At 45.0% G+C, this 19,178-nt stretch carries 14 protein-coding genes; 3 read left to right on the top strand and 11 right to left on the bottom strand.

Annotated features, from left to right (window positions below; all coding sequences use genetic code 11):
* Nucleotides 1–335: 335 nt before the first annotated feature.
* Nucleotides 336–2,873 carry an ATP-dependent Clp protease ATP-binding subunit gene (locus HDC91_RS18710; RefSeq protein ID WP_183554808.1) on the top strand — a complete coding sequence of 846 codons (2,538 nt, stop codon included), beginning with the start codon at nt 336–338 and terminating at the stop codon, nt 2,871–2,873.
* A gap of 60 nt (nt 2,874–2,933) precedes the next feature.
* Here the strand turns inward: HDC91_RS18710 and HDC91_RS18705 are convergent, their stop codons facing one another.
* The 4 genes from HDC91_RS18705 to HDC91_RS18690 are packed head-to-tail and all read right to left on the bottom strand — an operon-like array spanning nt 2,934 to nt 7,394.
* Nucleotides 2,934–4,004, bottom strand: a complete 1,071-nt coding sequence (locus HDC91_RS18705; protein WP_183554806.1) for a carboxypeptidase-like regulatory domain-containing protein — start codon at nt 4,002–4,004, stop codon at nt 2,934–2,936.
* A 36-nt stretch (nt 4,005–4,040) separates the two neighbouring features.
* The gene (locus HDC91_RS18700) at nt 4,041–5,180 is read right to left on the bottom strand and encodes a carboxypeptidase-like regulatory domain-containing protein (RefSeq protein WP_183554804.1); all 1,140 of its coding nucleotides are present in this window, start codon (nt 5,178–5,180) and stop codon (nt 4,041–4,043) included.
* Between the two features lie 20 nt (nt 5,181–5,200).
* The gene (locus HDC91_RS18695; RefSeq protein WP_183554802.1) at nt 5,201–6,268 is read right to left on the bottom strand and encodes a carboxypeptidase-like regulatory domain-containing protein; all 1,068 of its coding nucleotides are present in this window, start codon (nt 6,266–6,268) and stop codon (nt 5,201–5,203) included.
* Nucleotides 6,269–6,293: 25 nt separating this feature from the next.
* A complete protein-coding gene (locus HDC91_RS18690) occupies nt 6,294–7,394 on the bottom strand; it encodes a carboxypeptidase-like regulatory domain-containing protein (protein ID WP_183554800.1) in 1,101 nt (366 codons plus the stop codon).
* 137 nt (nt 7,395–7,531) lie between these two features.
* Between HDC91_RS18690 and HDC91_RS18685 the strand changes: the two genes are divergently transcribed.
* Nucleotides 7,532–7,933 carry a hypothetical protein gene (locus tag HDC91_RS18685; RefSeq protein ID WP_183554798.1) on the top strand — a complete coding sequence of 134 codons (402 nt, stop codon included), beginning with the start codon at nt 7,532–7,534 and terminating at the stop codon, nt 7,931–7,933.
* Nucleotides 7,934–8,093: 160 nt separating this feature from the next.
* Here the strand turns inward: HDC91_RS18685 and HDC91_RS18680 are convergent, their stop codons facing one another.
* From HDC91_RS18680 to HDC91_RS18665, 4 genes are all read right to left on the bottom strand, one after another.
* Nucleotides 8,094–8,906, bottom strand: coding sequence for an enoyl-ACP reductase (locus HDC91_RS18680; RefSeq protein WP_129876133.1), 813 nt, complete (start codon nt 8,904–8,906; stop codon nt 8,094–8,096).
* 103 nt (nt 8,907–9,009) lie between these two features.
* The gene (recN, locus tag HDC91_RS18675) at nt 9,010–10,731 is read right to left on the bottom strand and encodes a DNA repair protein RecN (RefSeq protein ID WP_183554796.1); all 1,722 of its coding nucleotides are present in this window, start codon (nt 10,729–10,731) and stop codon (nt 9,010–9,012) included.
* Between the two features lie 126 nt (nt 10,732–10,857).
* Nucleotides 10,858–12,924, bottom strand: coding sequence for a M56 family metallopeptidase (locus tag HDC91_RS18670; protein WP_183554794.1), 2,067 nt, complete (start codon nt 12,922–12,924; stop codon nt 10,858–10,860).
* Between the two features lie 121 nt (nt 12,925–13,045).
* Complete coding sequence (locus tag HDC91_RS18665; protein WP_183554792.1) at nt 13,046–13,420, bottom strand: BlaI/MecI/CopY family transcriptional regulator; 375 nt, start codon at nt 13,418–13,420, stop codon at nt 13,046–13,048.
* 285 nt (nt 13,421–13,705) lie between these two features.
* Between HDC91_RS18665 and HDC91_RS18660 the strand changes: the two genes are divergently transcribed.
* The gene (locus HDC91_RS18660) at nt 13,706–14,476 is read left to right on the top strand and encodes an MBL fold metallo-hydrolase (protein ID WP_183554790.1); all 771 of its coding nucleotides are present in this window, start codon (nt 13,706–13,708) and stop codon (nt 14,474–14,476) included.
* On the opposite strand, the gene HDC91_RS18655 is transcribed toward HDC91_RS18660, so the two are convergent.
* The 3 genes from HDC91_RS18655 to HDC91_RS18645 all read right to left on the bottom strand — a co-directional run bounded on the left by HDC91_RS18655 (nt 14,473) and on the right by HDC91_RS18645 (nt 19,157).
* Complete coding sequence (locus HDC91_RS18655; RefSeq protein WP_162430774.1) at nt 14,473–14,892, bottom strand: response regulator; 420 nt, start codon at nt 14,890–14,892, stop codon at nt 14,473–14,475. The two genes, HDC91_RS18660 and HDC91_RS18655, sit on opposite strands and share 4 nt — an antisense overlap.
* Nucleotides 14,893–15,414: 522 nt before the next feature.
* Nucleotides 15,415–18,324, bottom strand: a complete 2,910-nt coding sequence (gcvP, locus tag HDC91_RS18650; protein WP_183554788.1) for an aminomethyl-transferring glycine dehydrogenase — start codon at nt 18,322–18,324, stop codon at nt 15,415–15,417.
* A 116-nt stretch (nt 18,325–18,440) separates the two neighbouring features.
* The gene (locus HDC91_RS18645) at nt 18,441–19,157 is read right to left on the bottom strand and encodes a pyridoxine 5'-phosphate synthase (RefSeq protein ID WP_183554900.1); all 717 of its coding nucleotides are present in this window, start codon (nt 19,155–19,157) and stop codon (nt 18,441–18,443) included.
* Between the last annotated feature and the right edge of the window lie 21 nt (nt 19,158–19,178).

Here is a 19,178-nt window from a genome sequence, read left to right as displayed (position 1 = left end):
CAAACTATCATACACAAGCATGCCGTATTGTCATAAACAGTGACTATTTGCCCTGCTTTGTTATAATAGTTGCGCAATACCCGTAATCAGGTTAAACTATTTGGTGCCCAACATATCAAATAATATAAGTTTAACCGTTTATAATTACTGCTCAGGTTGTTTGTGGGGCATTAATTCGCCATAAAAAGTTTATTTTAACAGACTATCTATCATAAAATTGTCTGTTTCCGGTAAAGCAAAAAAGTTGGCAATATTGTTGATAAATGTTATAACAATCGTCTTGACAGGTAAAAACAAATTTATAGATTAGGACGATCATAATCAGAAAGGTATATATGGAAGCTAAATTTTCGCCACGGGTTAAAGATGTGATACAGTATAGCAGGGAAGAGGCGTTGCGCCTTGGGCATGATTATATTGGTACAGAGCACCTTTTACTTGGCCTCATCCGCGATGGTGATGGTGTGGCAATCAAATTATTAAAAGGGCTAACCGTTGATACCGCTAAACTACGCCGTGCTGTTGAGGATGCTGTAAAAGGAACAATTGGCACCAATGTACATATAGGCAGTATCCCGTTAACCAAACAAGCCGAAAAGGTTTTGAAAATAACATACCTTGAAGCTAAGATCTTTAAAAGCGATGTGATAGGCACCGAGCACCTGCTGCTGTCTATCCTGCGCGACGAGGACAACATTGCCTCGCAGATACTGATGCAGTTTAATGTAAACTACGAGGTATTTAAAAGTGAGGTTGAATCCAACAAAAATGATGTTACCGACGAAATGCCGGGATCATCAACCGGTGGCGACGACGATTTTAAGGAAGACGACTCGTTCACCCAGCCTAAAAAGGTATCTGACATTAAATCAAAAACACCGGTACTTGACAATTTTGGCCGCGACCTGACAAAGGCCGCCGAAGAAGGCAAGCTTGACCCTATAGTTGGCCGCGAGAAGGAAATAGAGCGCGTATCGCAGATATTATCGCGCCGTAAAAAGAACAATCCTATCCTGATAGGCGAGCCGGGTGTTGGTAAAAGCGCCATTGCCGAAGGCCTTGCCCTGCGTATTGTACAGCGCAAGGTATCGCGTGTATTGTTTAACAAACGCGTGGTTACGCTTGACCTTGCTTCGCTTGTGGCAGGAACAAAATACCGCGGCCAGTTTGAAGAACGTATGAAGGCCGTAATGAACGAGCTTGAAAAATCGCCGGATGTAATTTTATTTATCGATGAGATACATACTATAGTTGGCGCAGGCGGCGCGTCAGGCTCGCTTGATGCCTCGAATATGTTTAAGCCCGCTCTGGCGCGTGGCGAGATACAATGCATCGGCGCAACCACTTTGGATGAATACCGCCAGTATATTGAGAAAGACGGCGCTTTGGACCGCCGTTTCCAAAAGGTGATGGTTGAACCGGCCACCCCCGACGAAACTGTAGAGATACTTAACCGTATTAAAGAAAAATACGAAGAGCACCACGGTGTAACTTACACCGAAGAAGCTATTAATGCCTGCGTGGCTTTAACTACCCGTTACATTACCGACAGGTTTTTACCGGATAAGGCTATCGACGCTTTGGATGAATCGGGTTCGCGTGTGCATTTGACCAATATCCATGTTCCGCAGGAAATCCTGGATATAGAGGCAAAGATCGAACAGATAAAAATAGAAAAGAACAAAGTTGTACGCAGCCAGAAATACGAGGAAGCTGCAAAACTGCGGGATACTGAAAAACATTTACTTGAAGAGCTTGAACAAGCCAAATCGCTGTGGGAAGCCGAAACAAAATCTAAACGTTACACCGTAACCGAAGATAATGTTGCAGAGGTAGTGAGCATGATGACCGGCATACCGGTACAGCGTGTTGGCCAGGCCGACAGCACCAAACTGCTTGCCATGAGCGAAACTATTGGCAGTAAAATTATTGGCCAGGATGATGCAATTAAAAAGCTCACACGCGCCATACAGCGTACACGCGCCGGCCTTAAAGACCCTAAAAAGCCTATAGGCTCGTTCATATTCCTGGGCCCTACCGGCGTGGGTAAAACCGAACTGGCTAAGGAGCTTGCCCGTTTTATGTTTGATACCGAAGACGCGCTGATACAAATTGATATGAGCGAATACATGGAAAAATTCGCGGTATCACGCTTAGTGGGTGCGCCTCCGGGCTATGTTGGTTACGAAGAAGGCGGGCAGCTTACCGAAAAAGTGCGCCGCAAACCATACGCCGTTGTATTGCTGGATGAGATAGAAAAGGCACACCCGGATGTGTTCAACATCCTGCTGCAAGTATTGGATGAAGGTCAGCTGACCGATTCGCTGGGCCGCAAGGTTGATTTCAGGAACACCATCATCATCATGACATCCAACATCGGCGCACGCCAGCTGAAGGATTTTGGCCAGGGCGTAGGTTTTACAACCAGCGCGAAAGCTATTCAGGCCGATTCCCATTCGCGCGGCGTGATAGAAAATGCTTTAAAACGCGCCTTCGCGCCGGAGTTTTTAAACCGTATTGATGATGTTATCGTGTTCAACTCATTAGGTAAAGACGAGATCTTCAAGATCATCGATATCGAGTTGGGCTTCCTGTTTGGCAGGGTGAACAGCCTTGGTTACAAAATAGAACTAACCGAAGCTGCCAAGGAGTTCATCGCCGAAAAGGGTTACGATTCGCAGTTTGGTGCAAGGCCGCTTAAACGCGCCATCCAGAAATACCTGGAAGACCCGATTGCCGAAGAGATACTGAAAGGCGAACTTACCGAAGGCGATACCCTGATGGTTGATTACGACAAAGAAACCAACGAAATAAAGGTTATCGACAAAAAGAACGATGACGCCAAACCAAAAGAAGAGGAAGAACAGAAGTAATTACTCTTAATAATAAGAAGCCCGCCTGTTATGCAAGCGGGCTTTTTTTGTGCCTGGCATTTAATTTTCAGTTGGCCAGTAATCTATTGGCAATAGCTGCGCTACCCTGCTGTTTCCCCAGGCATAGTTAAATACTACACCCATCGGGTTTAAAATTGTACCGTTACCGTCAAAATAAAGGTATGGGTCTATAAAGCCAATTGTTGCATACTGCGGGTGCGTGTTTGCTGCCTTGCCCCTGGCTTTGCGAGGTTTGTAATATACTTCGAGGGGGGTATTGTAACCCAGGGCAAATATGCCGGCAGTATCGGTACGGTGTACATAATCTGCGGGCTGCAAAGCAGTGCGCGAGGTGCTCTTGTTGCCGGTAAACCCCTTTACGGTTACGTAACTGCTAATGATCTTCTTGGTTTCTACCGAGTAACCGCTATCTACCCGGTCGGCCAGTATTTCGCGCAAAAAGTGCGTTGGCGAACCGTAGTAAACCTTCATCCGGTTGCTTTTCCATTGTTTAACCTGGTTATCATTGCCATCCAGTTCCTCAAACAGTACAGCTCCCTCATATATAAGTTTATTTTCATTTCTGTCCACCACAAACCGGGTTATCAGGTATTTTAACTTATATCCCAAAGCGTTATTATTGATTTCCAAAAAATCATCAGAACTACCGGTAAGCACATTGCCGTCCCTGTTGTACTTTAGTGTTAAAACATCAGGATTTAATATTTCGCACTGCCGTGCATAGGCTGATGATCCCAGAAATTGCTGCGTAAACTCCTTTAGTTTTTTTTCGCGCCTGGGGTCAAGCTCTATCTTTACTTCACCCAGCATGGTTGTTTTTGGCGGAAGCTTTATGTCGGGCAAAACCAGGTCAGTTTTTACCATCAGCGCTTGGTGATACACTTCATACCCTATCACGCTTACCGTCAGATCATGTTGGCCGGTAGTCAAATTGCTCAAAATAAAGGTTCCGTCGCCTGCCGACTTTGTGCCGATGGTTTCGTTATTTAAAAACACGCTGGCATCGGGTACGGGCTTACCATCGGTTGCGTTAATAACACGGCCACTTATTTTAAATTGCGCGAGGCAAGTAACAGGGAATAATAACAGTAAGATGAGTAAGTACTTCATAAACTTTGAAAGCGTTTTATTTATATCTCATTCAAATTAATGGTTTTTGGCCGGGTCAATATCCCTGAGGGGTGGCCGGTAATCAATCGGCAATAGTTCGGCCATCCTGGTTACCCCCCAGTTGTACCTGAAAAATGCGCCTGTAGGGTTTAATATGGTGCCGTTAAGATCAAAAAGTAAGTCCCTGTCGATAAAGTCTATACTGCCTATTTGCCCCCTGTTGCCAAACTCATTTCCCTGGTTATCCCTAAAATGCTTTACCCCGGGCTTATAATAAAATATATCCAGATCTTCAGGGTAACCGATGGCATATATTCCCGGCTTGTCGGTACGGTGCACATAGCTGTTGGTCTTCAAGGTGTCGTACCTGGGCATGCGTACATATTTGTAAACACCGGTTAAAGGATCAGGGTGCCCGCTTTCTACCGAGTCGACATGCTTCATACAAAATGGCCTTACCATAAAATCAGAATCGACCTTACCCGCCAGTAATGTGCGTAAAAAATGCGTTGGCGAACCATAGTAAATTTTCCGCCTGTTCTTTTCCCATTCAGCCTTTTGCTCTGCTGTACCTTGTTTCTCTTCAAAAAGCACAAAACCCTCATAAGCCATATTCAACGCCCGTTTGTTTAGCGTAAAACTATTTAAGAGGTACTTCAATTTGTAGCCAAGGGCATTGTTTTCAATTTCTAAAAAATCGTTGGTACTTGCAGTAAGAATTTTTTGATGATCGCTGAACGTTAGCTTCAAAATATCAGGATTAATAATAGTGCACTGACGCCAAAAAAGCGCCCTGCCCAAAAACTGCTCCTTAAACATAGCTAACTTGCGGGCGCGGTACGGGTCTTTACCGGCTATAACTACTTCGTTCATCATCATTAATTTAGGAAGCAGTTTAACATCATCCATTGTTATGTCCCTTTCGACAGATATGGTTTTGCTAAAGCGCTCGTAACCTATAGCGCTAACTATCAGGTTATACTGGCCGGGGTTTAGGTTGCGCAAAGTAAATGAACCATCGCTGCCCGCCTTAGCCCCAACCGAAGTATTATTGATGAACACACTGGCATCGGGCACAGGTTTACCATCGGTTGCGTTTATTACCCTCCCGCTTATTTTAAATTGCGCGAGGCAAGTAAGGGGTAATAAAAAAAGTATTATGAGGACGTGTTTCATTTACGTAATATATGAAAGTTTTAGCTGGCCGGCCAATAATCAGACGGTAGCAACTCGGCTACCCGGCTTTTTCCCCACTGGTAATTAAACAGCGCCCCGGTAGGGTTAAGGATGGTACCGCGGGTATCAAAATATAGATATTCATCAATAAACTGAATGCCCGCCACCTGGCCTCGGTTACCTTTTTCTGTTCCGTTTGCATAGTGGAGCGAATGCGCTACCCCGGGGCCATAGTAAAAAATATCAATACCACTGGGGTAACTCAACGCGAACACTCCCCTGCGGTCTGTTTTGCGCACGTATTTCACCGGCGCCAAAGTATCGTATAAAACTTTTCCGTTATCTATTTTTTTTATGCAAAAACTTCGCACCATGTAATTGGCGTCGGCCTTATCGGCGAGCACCTGCCTTAAGAAGTGCGTTGGCGAACCAAAGTAAGTACGGCGGCGGTTTTTTTCCCATTTTTCCTTTTGCTCGGCCGTGCCTGGTTTTTCTTCAAATAATACGTCGCCTTCATAACTTACGTTAAGGGTAAGCCGGTCTAAAACAAAGTTGTTGACCAGATATTTCAGCTTATAGCCAAGTGCATCGTTATCAATCTCTAAAAAGTTGTTGGTATGAACGGTGAGCACGTCTTCGTGCTTGCCAAAAACCAGAATCAGCTCTTCCGGATTTAATATAGTGCATTGCCTTGCAAAAGCCGACCTGCCTAAGAACTGCTCCTTAAACATCCTGATCTTTCGAGCTCGCTTACGGTCTTTACCGGCTATAACCACTTCGTTCATCACCATGGTTTTCTGCAGTAATTTAATATCCTGGAGATTGACATCACCATTTACCATAATGGTTTGGCGATAAGTTTCGTAACCTATCACCCTTACTATCAGATCGTATTGGCCGGCGCTTAGCTTGTTCAGCGCAAATCTTCCGTCATCGCCAGATTTTGTGCCGATAGTTGCATTATTTAAAAACACGCTGGCATCAGGTATGGGTTTACCATCGGCAGCGTCAACAACCCTTCCGCTGATATTAACCTGGGAAAAACACACGGCAGGAAACAGCAATAAAACGAATAAAAAATGTTTCATAAATAAGCTGAAAACTAATATACCATTACTTCTCCTTGGGTGTATAATCAACAGGTAACATTTCTGCAACACGGCTTTTGCCCCAATTGCCTTCAAAAGTTATTGCAGAGGGGTTTAGTATTACTCCATTTGTATCAAATAACGCGTAAGGCCCGGTAAAGGATGCTATAGTTGTTAAGTAATTTGGCATATGCAGCAACCGGTAGGTGCTGTTGTATCGGTCATCCTCGCGCTTTTTGGTATACATAATATACAGGCAATCGGTAAACTTCAACGCGAACAGGCCTTTCTTATCCGTGCGAACCGTAAAATCAGCCGGGGTTAGCGGTGCATTTACCAACGTTTGGATGTATTTGTCGTTAAAACCTTTGGCGTCGGGGTTAGGCTTTCTGATCAGCCTTAAAACTTCAAAGCCATAACCCGTTATATTATTACCTATCGCGGCGCGTAAAAACTGCATAGACGATCCCTCGTAAGCCAGTCGGCGGTTCTTTTTCCAGCGCTCTTTTTCCCTGGCCGTACCTTTCATTTCTTCAAATAACGCCGAACCCTCGTAATACACCAGGCTGATCTTCGAGTCTTTTATAAACCGCGATAAAAGATATTTAATATGGTAGCCTAAAGCCTTGTTGTCTATCTCCACAAAACCGGATGACGACCCTGTTAACTGCAGCGCGTTTTTGTCCCACTCCAGGTCAATGGTTTCGGGGTTAAGTATTGTACACCGCAGGGCCATAGCAGAAGTGCCCAGGAACTCTTCTTTAAATACATCGTAGTTTCGCTCCCACTCGGGGTCGGGCGTAATATTTACTTCTGCCAAACTTGTTACTTTAGGGGTTAAACCTATAGCAGGTAAACTGATGTTGTCGCTGGCGACCAACACGTCGCGGCGGTAGGTTTCATAACCAACAACGGTTACAACCAGTTCGTACTGGCCCGGCCTAACGCCACGCAGTATAAAAGAGCCGTCGCCGGCGGACTTATTGCCTATGGTTGCGTTGCTTAAAAATACACTGGCATCGGCTACATCACTTTTATCTGTAGCGTTAACCAGCTTACCCGTTATACTTACCTGCGCATGGCAGGCAAACGGGATAAAAAAAAGCATTGCCAAAAACCTCTTCATTAAAAAATAAATGTAAAACTAATTAGTTAGTTATTTAAACCTTTTTCAAAATATAGCGTCTTCTATATATAAACACATTATAAAAGCGTTATGATAGGGTTCATAGCCGGTTTTATGATCAAACAAATAATTATCACATGAAAAAACTACTATCTATCCTATGCGTGTCGGTTATTTTACTGACTGCTGCTTCGTGCAAAAAAGAAACCGTTATTGGCCCCAGCAACAATTTTACCGTTGTTAAAACTGTAAACTCAAACGACTGGTCGGACTTTGATGCGAATACCTTATCGGTAGACCTGAATGTTCCCCAGCTTGATAATGATTACAACGAGAACGGCGCTGTATTGGTTTATATCTCTTATGGCAGTAATAACCCATGGGAGCAGATCCCGGAAACTTTTGACGGAGAAGCCTTCAGCTTTACCCACAACCCTGGCCATGTAACCCTTTACAAACAAAGGTCGAGCGGTTCGGGTGCGCCAAACGACACCGACCCGATCTATGTAAAAATCGTACTGATAGATTCGCAGCAGTAATTCTGCAGATCTAACTGTAAAACAAAAGGCCCCGATAATTATCGGGGCCTTTTGTTTTACAGTTAGTGTGAGTTTGTCGAAGACTTAGCCGGTATTGAATGGTTCGACAGGCTCACCATGACAATTCGCATTTTGTCAGCCTTGAACATACTGGTTGTTATTATTTTTCCATCTGCTCTATCACAGCAGCAGTAACGCCGGTGAACGAGAAGCCACCATCATGGAAAAGGTTTTGCATAGTAACCATTTTTGTTAAGTCGCTAAATAAGCTTACGCAGTAATCAGCGCACTGGTTAGCATCGGCATTCCCCAGCGGGCTCATCTTTTCGGCATAATTGATAAAGCCATCAAAGCCCTTTACACCACTACCTGCCGTGGTGCGGGTTGGCGACTGCGACACGGTATTGATACGTACATGTTTTTTAACACCGTACTGGTAGCCAAAGTTACGGGCAATGCTTTCCAGATAAGCTTTGTTATCGGCCATATCGTTATAATCAGGGAATACACGCTGCGCGGCAATGTAAGTTAGCGCTACAACCGATCCCCACTCATTTATAGCATCCAGTTTCATGGCTGTTTGCAGCACGCGGTGAAAACTCAGCGCAGATATATCAAGCCCCTTGTGGGTAAATTCGTAGTTATTATCGGTGTAGGCAATGCCTTTGCGCACGTTTACACTCATACCTATCGAGTGTAAAACAAAATCAACGCCGCCGCCAAAATGCTCCATGCTTTTGGTAAACAGGTTGGTTACATCCTCATTGCTGGTTACATCCGCCGGGATAACAGGGGCATTACATTCCTCTGCAAGTTTATTCAGTTCGCCCATGCGCAAGGCCAGCGGCGAGTTGGTTAAAACTATTTCGGCACCTTCTTCGTGGCAGCGCTGCGCCACTTTCCAGGCGATGGATTGCTCGTTAAGGGCACCAAAAATAATTCCTTTTTTACCTTTTAATAAATTGTAAGCCATTGTTTTTAGTTTTATAAGTGGGTAAAGTTATGTTTTATTTACGATTTTGGAGTTACGATTTTAGATTGAGGAAAGCCCAATCTTAAATCTAAAATCTGCAATCTTAAATACTTAGTAACTCCCTTGCATTTTGCAGGGCGCTTTCGCCGGGGTTATCACCGCTCAGCATTTTGGCAATTTCCAGTACCCGTTCGTTATCGTCGAGCTTTTTGATGCGGGTTTTGGTTACGGTTGACGAATTGTCCTTATAAACAAAATAGTGGCTTTTACCCTTGCCCGCAATTTGCGGCAGATGGGTTATGGTTATTACCTGCAGGTTTTGCGCCAGGCGCTCCATCACCTGCCCTACTTTGTTGGCCACCTCGCCGCTTACGCCCGTATCTATCTCATCAAAAATAATGGTTGGCAGGGCGGTGTATTCGGCTATGATAGATTTGATACTCAGCATCAGCCTGCTCAGTTCCCCGCCCGATGCTACCTTGCTCATATCCGCCAAGGCATGCCCCTTATTTGCAGAAAACATAAAGCGGATAGTATCGATGCCGTTTTTTGAAAGATTGTCCGAAAGTCCGGAAGACCGTAAGTCCGCAGAAGAAGCTATCTTTCCGACTTGCTGACTTTCCGACTTTCCGACTGTTTGCTCTATCTCTAATACAGCATTTGGCATTCCCATTTCGGTAAGGCCGGCCAAAACTTTGTCCTGTATTACCGGGATAGCTTTGTTACGGTTGGCCGATAGCTCTTTCGCTATTTCTTCCAGTTCTTGTTTATTTGCTGCGATCTGCTTTTGCAGCTTCTCTACCGCTTCGTCGCCAAATACGGCCTGTTGTATTTTTTCGCTCAGGTCATTCTGTATTTCAAGCAGTTCGGCATTGGTGTTTACCCGGTGTTTTTTCTGCAAGTTGTACAACATGCTTAAGCGTGTGTTTACTTCTTCGGCCCGGGCCTCATTGGTAAAGGTTCGCTGTTCTATGTTTTCCAGTTCGCCGGCAATATCCTTTAGTTCTATCAGCGTACTTTTAAGCCGCTCATGCAGCTCTTCTACCTCGGGGTTATATCTTTCTATCGTTGATAGCTGCTGCCCTGCTTCCCGCAGTTGTATTATAGCAGATGTTTCGCCCTCGTGCATCAGGTAATGCGCGCCTAACAGGTTACGCTTTATTTCTTCAGCATTAGTTAGTGTGGCCAGCTCCCTTTCAAGCCCCTCCTGCTCATCAGCGGCAATTGCTGCCTTTTCCAGCTCGTCAAACTGAAACTGGTAGTAATCCAGATCGGCCTTCGCTTTATCGTTTTGGGCTATCAGTTCATCAAGCTGCTTAAGCGATCTTTTATACGCACGGTATTTAGTTTGATAGCTGCTCAGCAAATCGTGGTGGCCGGCAACGCCATCAACTACCAGCAGTTGAAATTCGGGGTCGTTTATTTCGTAAGTGGCATGCTGCGAGTGTATATCTATCAGCTTTTCGCCAAGTTGCTTTAGCGTAGCAAGGTTTACCGGGGTGTCGTTTACAAACGCGCGCGATTTACCATCGGCCGAAATTTCGCGCCGCAATACGGTTTCGCCATCATAATCCAGGTCGTTATCCTCAAAAAACGTATTTAAGTGGAAACCAGCAATTTTAAAAGCGCCTTCTATCACACACTTTTTTTGCTGGTTAAAAAAGTAACGGCTTTCGGCCCGCTGCCCTAAAATAAGCGACAGAGCCCCTAAAATGATAGATTTACCCGCCCCGGTTTCGCCGGTAAGGATATTTAACCCCTTATCAAAATTGATCTCGAGGTTATCTATCAGCGCGTAATTTTGTATGGTTAGCTTTTGAAGCATAAAAAAAGTATCCCCGTTTTTGAGGATACTAAATTACTAATTTTACAGCATTTGTGTCGGTGAGTTTGCTGATTAAGTTGTAGGCGACTGGTTCCAAAAGGTTCGCCAATCACCTATCTGCTAATTTTATTTGTTCTCTGCTTTTTCAGCCTTTTCGGTGCTGCTGTTGTTATTATTATTATTGTTATTGTCGTTATCGTTGTTGTTATCGTTATTCCAATAAAAACGTTCTTCCGGGTGCGTTTTGCGGTACTCTGCTAACTTCTTTTTAAACTCAGGCGTTTGCGTATAAGCCCTCAGTTTCTCAGACGCTTCGCGTAACAGCTTTTGCTCCTGTTTAACACTGGCATTACCGGTATAGCTACGCATCTTTTCGCCCAGCCTGCGCATTTCTTCCTGTTTCCGCTTAATATCAGGGTTATTAAACGCCTCGCGCATATCTGCACCGGCGGCACGCATCTGCTCCTGTGCTTTACGCACCTCAGGGTTATCAAAGCGGGCGCGCATCTGTTCGCCCAGGTCACGCATTTGCTTAGTTGCCTGTTTTATTTCGGGCGATAGGGTCTTATCCAGTTCGGCCTGGTATTTTTTGTAATTCTCGTCCTTATCGGTATGGTAGTCGCGTTGGCTGATGCCGTACTGCTTCATCAGTTTGTCGTTCATGGTTTTAAACTCGGGCGAGTTAAAGTACTGCTCCATTTGCTTACCTAATACCTCCATCTGTTTACTCATCTGTTCGGTACCCACCTCTTTGCCGGCATACAATTTGTTAAACTCGGCGGCGGCCTTTTCCTGCGCAGCGGTTGCCTGCTTAATTTTATCGCTATCGTAAAATGCGCTTACGTCGTCGCCCAGCTTGCTCATCTGATCGCTCTGGGCTTTAAACTCAGGGCTATCATAATATCTGCCTACGGCATCAGCATGTTTTTCAACTTCTTTGCTTAAACGTTCCAATTCGGGGTCGTTTAATCCGTTATAGTTGTAATGGTAACCATAGTTAAAGCTTTCTGCATCCTTTTCGGCCTTAAATTTAGCTTTTAGTGCCGCGTTGGTTTTAACATTTGCCTTGGCTGTGGCCTTAACCGCTTTTGCCTGTGCCTTTACAGCCTTTTTTACAGGTACGGTATCTGTTGCCAATAATTTTGTTATAACCGGGTTTATGGCCTTTAAGGATATTTTTCCTTCTGCTATACGGGGATTAAGCATGGCTAAACTGCCAATACTTATGGTTAATATAAGCATGGCCACTAATGTTGGCCTTACGCTTGGGGTTTGTTTTTTTGTTTTCATGATTCTTTCAATTCGGTTTAATAAATGGTACTTTTTGCCTGTTACAGCCAGCGCTAACTGTAACTCGTTTTGGCGGTTTTGCTCTAATTTGAATAAAGCTTTCGCGTATATAACAGGGTTTTGAGTAGCGTTTACAACCAGATCGTCGCAGCTGTTCTCGCGTTCTTCGCCTATTATTTTATTGATAAGTAACACGCACGGATTAAAAAATAACAACGTGGTTATAACTTGCTGCAGCAGGTTAAGCACATAATCGTTACGTTTAATATGAGCCAGTTCGTGCAGTAATATGGCTTCAATTTCTTCGGCACCCAAGTAGGTAGACAAGGTTAACGGCAATAATATAACCGGTTTAATATACCCTACAATACAGGGCACATCAACCATTTTGCTAAAGCCAACCTTCACTTTTTTGCCGATATCAAGCTTTTTAGCAAGGCTGCCTATTTGCTGCTGCAGCTGCACACCAATACTCATGGTGCGCTTTATACTGCGTATTTTTTTATGGGCAAGCACTATTCTTACCAGGTTCAAACACAAACCGGCAACATATATCGCGGTTACATAGGGCAGGTACTCTTCTATACTATAGTAGTAACGTATGGTTTGCTCATTAAACTGGCGTATATTGGCAGGCAGTTCAAGCATTATAGGCATGTTGGCCAGGTTAGCAGGCTTTGCCAGCCAATCGTATACCTGGATCTGGTGTACCAGCGTATAGGCAAACCAACCTGTTATAACCACTAAGCTGCCCATTGCCAACATATATTTTGTAGATGATGGCAATTTACCGGCAACCAGCAATACTACCCTAAGCAAAAAATAGATAAGCAACCCCTGCCATAACGAGTGGACAATGGTTATCCCTAAAACCTGGCTAATGTTATACAGTATATTTTCCATAACCTTTAAATTCTAAATCGTAAAAGGTAAATTCTAAATTCTAAATCCTAAAAGCGAAGCTCTAAATCCTAAACCCAGACCTCCAACTACTTACACCTGACTACTCACTATTCACCACTCACTACTCACCATCACCAAACTGTTTCAAATAATCTTTTATCGCGTCTATTTCGTCTTTTGAAGCCCGGTGCTGGCCCAGTGCCTGTATCACCAAGTCGGATGTAGAGCCCTTAAACACCGTCGACAAAATTTTATCCAGTGCGCCCTGTTGAGCCGCCTCGCGGGTTATCAAAGCCGTATACAAGTGGCTTTTGGCCGTCGTATCGCGCTCAACCAAGCCTTTCTCGTGCATTATCTGCATTAGCTTAAGTGTGGTTGTATAGCCCGAGTCCTTATTTTTGGCAAGTTCCTCGTGTACATCGCGTACGCTGCATTTCCCTTTTTTCCAAATTACCTGTAATATTTCCAGCTCGCTTTCCGTCGGTTTAAAATCCATGTTTTTAAAGTTATACGAATTTCTTCGTACAAATATGTACGATAGTTTTCGTATATCAAAATTTATTTAAAAATATTTTTTACTTGATCGCACCTAATAGACGTTAGTCGATTAAAAACGTTACAGCGGGTATTTAAATCAGCCATAGAATAAGCCGGTAACATCCGGTGCGGAGTTTAACGCAGAGGAATCAAAGGTTTTAAGGCGATGTTGAAGCTAATGTCATTTATCACCCAACATTCCCCGCTTAGCTTTCTGCACCTTATATTTGCGCAAACATTAGTTATGGAAATTTTTGCTTTGGGCGAGGGCTCATACTCAGTTGATGCTACCAAAAAATTCATTCCCTTTAACCCCGAAACGGATAGCAAGAGGGACCGCCCCGGCTCATTGTTCATTCATGTTAATCCCTTTCTGATAAAAACCGCTACCGACCTTATCGTACTTGACGCCGGCCTTGGCTATAAGGACACCCGCGACGAACTGTTGCTGCATCAGCATATCCGCAACGCAGGTTTCGACCCTGACGATGTTACCCTGGTGCTCATGTCTCACCTGCATTATGATCACTCGGGCGGGTTGGTGGTCGAGCGTAACGGCCAGCTGGAACCAAGCTTTCCGCAAGCTAAACATGTTATCCAGCGCCGGGAGTTTGAATTTGCCTTAAGCGGCGCATCCTCCTCATACCATAAAGAAATTTTTGAAGCGTTGAAGGATAAAGCCGATATTGATTTTGTTGAAGACAGCGGGGAGTACAAGCCCGGTATTAAATATGAGCTATCTGCCGGTCACAGTAAGTTTCACCAGGTGTTTTGGATAGATATTGAAGGACAAAAGGTATTTTTTGGAGGCGATGAGCTGCCAGAGCCCGAGCAGCTGATAAGAAAGTTTGTAGCTAAATACGATTATGATGGTAATCGCGCCGCCGGTCTGCGTATACAATACGGACAAAAAGCCGCAGCCGAAGGTTATACCTGTTTATTTTATCATGCACGGGCGACAGCAATAGGAACTGTTAGTTACCGCGACGAACAGTTTGTAGTTACGCCGGCTTAGTTCGACGATACTCCAAAAAGCTCTTTTATTTTCTCGACATTAAGCGGCTTTGAGATAAAATCTTTTACCAGTGGGTATGATCGGGCCTTGTTGATGTCGTTACTGAACACCGATGATGAAATAATATAGATCTTGCTTTTACCGAGCGGGTCGAGGTTTAAGCGCTTGTACTCGTCAAGAAACTCCCAGCCGTTCATGATCGGCATATTGATATCCAGCAGGATATAGTCGGGGAGCTTACTTGGATCTTTACGTTGAATATCAGCCAGTTGATCAATAGCAAATTTACCGTTAAGGCATGCCATAATATCAGAATTGGTCAACGCTTTCTTTATCAACTTTATCGAAATAAAGTTATTTATCTCATCATCATCAACCAATAAAACACTTACTGTTTTGTCGTTATTAAGGCTCATAGGGTCTTATACGGAATTGCAAATTAAAAAGTTATATTCTTAAAGGTTGTAAACGTTAAAATTTCATTAAAGTTACGTGTAAACGCGCTCTTTAAAGCTAAGTGTTTACGGCAACCAATGCAGACAATATTAGTATAAATACGTAAATAATGTACAAATAGTTGCAAAAGGCAGCAAATGAGAACCATATAACAGCATACTCATTTATCTTCCTTTGCAAAAAGTCAATTTAAGCGGTTGCCGGGAGGGGTGCGGTTGGCGTGGTGGTGGCAGGGAGGGTTCAGTCCGCTTTATTAACCTTCCTACACCCTCTTGCTGCGAGGGAATCGCACATAGCCCATTCTTTTACGCGGGATGGCGCAGTAGCCAATAACTTTTACAACGGTAAAACGGAATGCATAGCCGCTTGTTAGTGACAACACCAACAAGGGCGAAACCAATAAAAAAGGCCCCTTAAGGGGCCTTACTTCAGTCATTTTTCATCTGCACATCTGCATATTTAAACATCTTGCACATCTATCTTCACGTTCCGTACTCGGGCGTAGTTACCTCGCTCTCTTCAAATTCATAATCGCTTAGCGGGGGGCACGAGCAGATAAGCGTACGGTCGCCATAGGTATCGTTTACTCTGCCAACCGAAGGCCAGAATTTGTAGGCCGCAACATAAGGTAGCGGGTAAGCAGCTTTCTGGCGGGTGTATGGGTGCTCCCAATCGTTGCCGGTGATCACTGCGGCGGTGTGCGGCGCGTTCTTCAGCGGGTTATCTGTTTTATCTGATATGCCGTTCTCTACATCCGTAATTTCGTTACGGATAGATATCATCGCGTCGCAGAAGCGGTCAAGCTCGTGTTTTGGTTCCGATTCTGTTGGCTCTATCATAACCGTACCCGCAACCGGGAACGATACTGTTGGCGCGTGGAAACCATAGTCCATAAGGCGTTTGGCTATATCTACAACCTCTACACCGTAAGCCTTAAATGAGCGGCAATCCAATATCATTTCGTGCGCGCAGCGGCCGTTAGCGCCGGTGTACAACACATTATAATGATCTTTTAAGCGTGTTTTAATATAGTTGGCATTCAGTATGGCGTAACGGGTTGCGTTGGTTAACCCGTCGGCGCCCATCATGGCAATGTAAGCGTGCGATATGATCAGGATAGATGCAGAGCCCCATGGTGCTGCGGATACGGCGTGGATGGCTTTTCCGTTATCGATATCAACAACGGCATGGCCGGGGAGATATGGCACCAGGTGCTTAGCTACACCAATCGGGCCCATGCCGGGGCCGCCACCGCCGTGCGGTATACAAAAGGTTTTATGCAGGTTAAGGTGGCAAACATCAGCACCGATGTTAGCAGGACTTGTAAGGCCTACCTGCGCGTTCATGTTGGCGCCATCCATATAAACCTGCCCGCCGTTTTGGTGGATGATCTCACAGATCTCGATAATACTTTCCTCGAACACCCCGTGGGTTGACGGGTAAGTTACCATCAGGCACGAGAGCTCATTCTTGTATTGCTCTGCTTTTGCCTTCATATCGGCAACATCTATGTTACCGTTATCGTCGCATTTTACCACCACTATCTTCATGCCGGCCATTGCCGCCGATGCAGGGTTGGTACCGTGTGCAGATGATGGTATCAGGGCAATGTTACGGTGACTGTCGCCCCTATCGTTATGGTAAGCGCGGATAACCATTAAACCCGCGTATTCGCCCTGGGCACCTGCGTTTGGCTGCAGGCTCATAGCTGCAAAGCCGGTAATTTCGCTCAGCCATTTGTTCAGTTCGTCAAACAACTGCATGTAGCCGCCAACCTGATCGGTTGGTGCAAAGGGGTGCATCTTGCTAAACTCGGCCCAGGTAACGGGTATCATTTCGGTCGTCGCGTTCAGCTTCATAGTACATGAACCCAAGGCGATCATTGAGTGGCAAAGCGAAAGGTCTTTTGCTTCCAGCGATTTTATATAACGCAGCATTTCGTGTTCAGAATGGTGCGAGTTAAACAAGCTGTGTGTTAAGTAAGCCGAGGTGCGCTGCAGCTCTGCAGGAATAATGCCTTCAACATTCCCCTTCAAGGTATCAAAGTTTGAATCGGCAAGCGTTTTACCTTTTACCTTGGCAAAGAAACGTACAAGTGTCTTGATATCTTCGGTCGAGGTAGTTTCATCAACAGAAATGGTAACCACTGAACCGTTATAATTCAGGTTTGCTTCATTGTTCAGCGCTTCTGAATGCAGCGGGCCAACCAACGGTCCAACGTCAAATTTCAGGGTATCAAAATAAGTTTCGTTCAACTGCTCATAACCAAGGGCTTTTAACGAGTTAGCCAGCAGAACGGTTAAACCGTGTATGCGTTCGGCTATCAGTTTAATACCTTGCGGACCGTGGTAAACCGCGTACATACCGGCCATAATGGCGAGTAATGCCTGCGCTGTACAAATGTTTGAAGTAGCTTTATCCCTGCGGATGTGCTGCTCGCGGGTTTGCAGCGCCATGCGCAAGGCATAGTTACCGGCACTGTCTATGGTTACGCCAATAATGCGGCCGGGGATGGAACGTTTATATTCTTCTTTAGTGGCAAAAAATGCCGCATGCGGGCCGCCAAAGCCCATGGGTACGCCAAAGCGCTGGGTGCTGCCCACCACAATATCGGCGCCCCACTCTCCCGGCGGGGTTAGCAGCACAAGGCTCATGATATCGGCAACAACAGTAAGTTTTATATCTTTATCGTGGAGGGCGTTCGCAAAATCCGTATAGTTATAAACGGCCCCGTTACCCGCAGGATATTGTACAATAGCACCAAACATATCGTCGGTTAATTGTACGGTGCGGTGGTTGCCAATCTGGAGTTTAATGCCGTAGGGCTCGCTGCGTGTTTTTAAAATATCAATAGTTTGCGGGAACAGTTCTTCTGAAACGAAGAAAACATTGGCCTGCTGATTTTTGCGCAGGCTGTATTGCATAAACATAGCTTCGGCAGCTGCCGTGCCTTCATCAAGTAATGATGCATTGGCAATTTCCATCCCGGTCAAATCGATAACCATAGTCTGGAAATTCAGCAGGGCCTGTAATCGGCCCTGGGCTATTTCGGCCTGGTATGGCGTATATTGGGTATACCATCCCGGGTTTTCAAGGATGTTACGCTGTATAACACCGGGCACAATTACATCATAGTAGCCCTGGCCTATGTACGATTTAAATACTTTATTTTTTGAAGCTGTTTGCCTTAGCGTATTCAGGTAATCGAATTCGCTTTTAGCTGCCGGCAGGTTTAGCGGGGCCTTAAGCCTTATCCGGGCCGGTACGGTTTCATCAATTAATTCATCAAGCGAATTTACACCGACAGTTTTAAGCATTTTTTCGGTATCTGCCTGGTTTGGCGCTATGTGCCTTTGCTGGAATTTTTCCTGGTAATCTACGTTCAGCTTCATTGAAATGGTTGTCCCTTAAAATTTATCGCAAAGGTACAATTTAGCTGTTGAATAACAATCAGGTAATACGATAGTGACAGTAGGTTTACCAAAGGAAAAATAGGCGATGTTTTACACTAAGCCAGCTGCCTCAAATACATCTGTATAGTATTCTCCAAGCCATAGTACAGGGCATCACTGATTAGGGCGTGGCCTATGCTTACCTCATCAAGCGCGGGTATGTTTTGCGCGAAGTATTTAAGGTTGTGCAGATCGAGGTCGTGCCCGGCGTTGATGCCCAGGCCAAGTTTATACGCGGTTTCGGCTGCCTGTACATAAGGCGCTATGGCTTCCTCTCTATTGGTTAGGTAGTTGTGTGCATAAGCCTCGGTGTACAGTTCAATGCGGTGGGTACCGGTGGTGGCTGCGGCGTCAATCATGTCCACAACGGGGTCGACAAATATAGATACGCGAATGCCGGCGTCTTTAAATACCCTAATTATATCCTTTAAATATTGCTGGTTTTTTATGGTATCCCACCCGTGGTTTGATGTGATCTGCCCCAATGCATCGGGCACCAGGGTTACCTGTTCGGGTTGGTTAGCCAGCACCAGGTCGATAAATTTTTGTTCCTGGCAGTTTCCTTCGATATTAAACTCGGTGGTTACTATTTTTTTCAGGTCGAAAACATCCTGGTAGCGGATATGCCTTTCATCGGGCCGGGGATGTACAGTTATACCCTGCGCGCCAAAACGTTCGCAGTCCTTTGCAACCTGTATCAGATTTGGGTTGTCGCCGCCGCGCGAATTACGCAGGGTAGCTATTTTATTGATGTTGACGGATAAGCGGGCCATAGTTTTGATATGAAGCACAAA

Origin of the sequence: Mucilaginibacter sp. AK015 (genome assembly GCF_014200785.1) — a bacterium.
GTDB lineage: Bacteria > Bacteroidota > Bacteroidia > Sphingobacteriales > Sphingobacteriaceae > Mucilaginibacter.
This window is presented reverse-complemented; position numbering and strand designations above follow the sequence as displayed.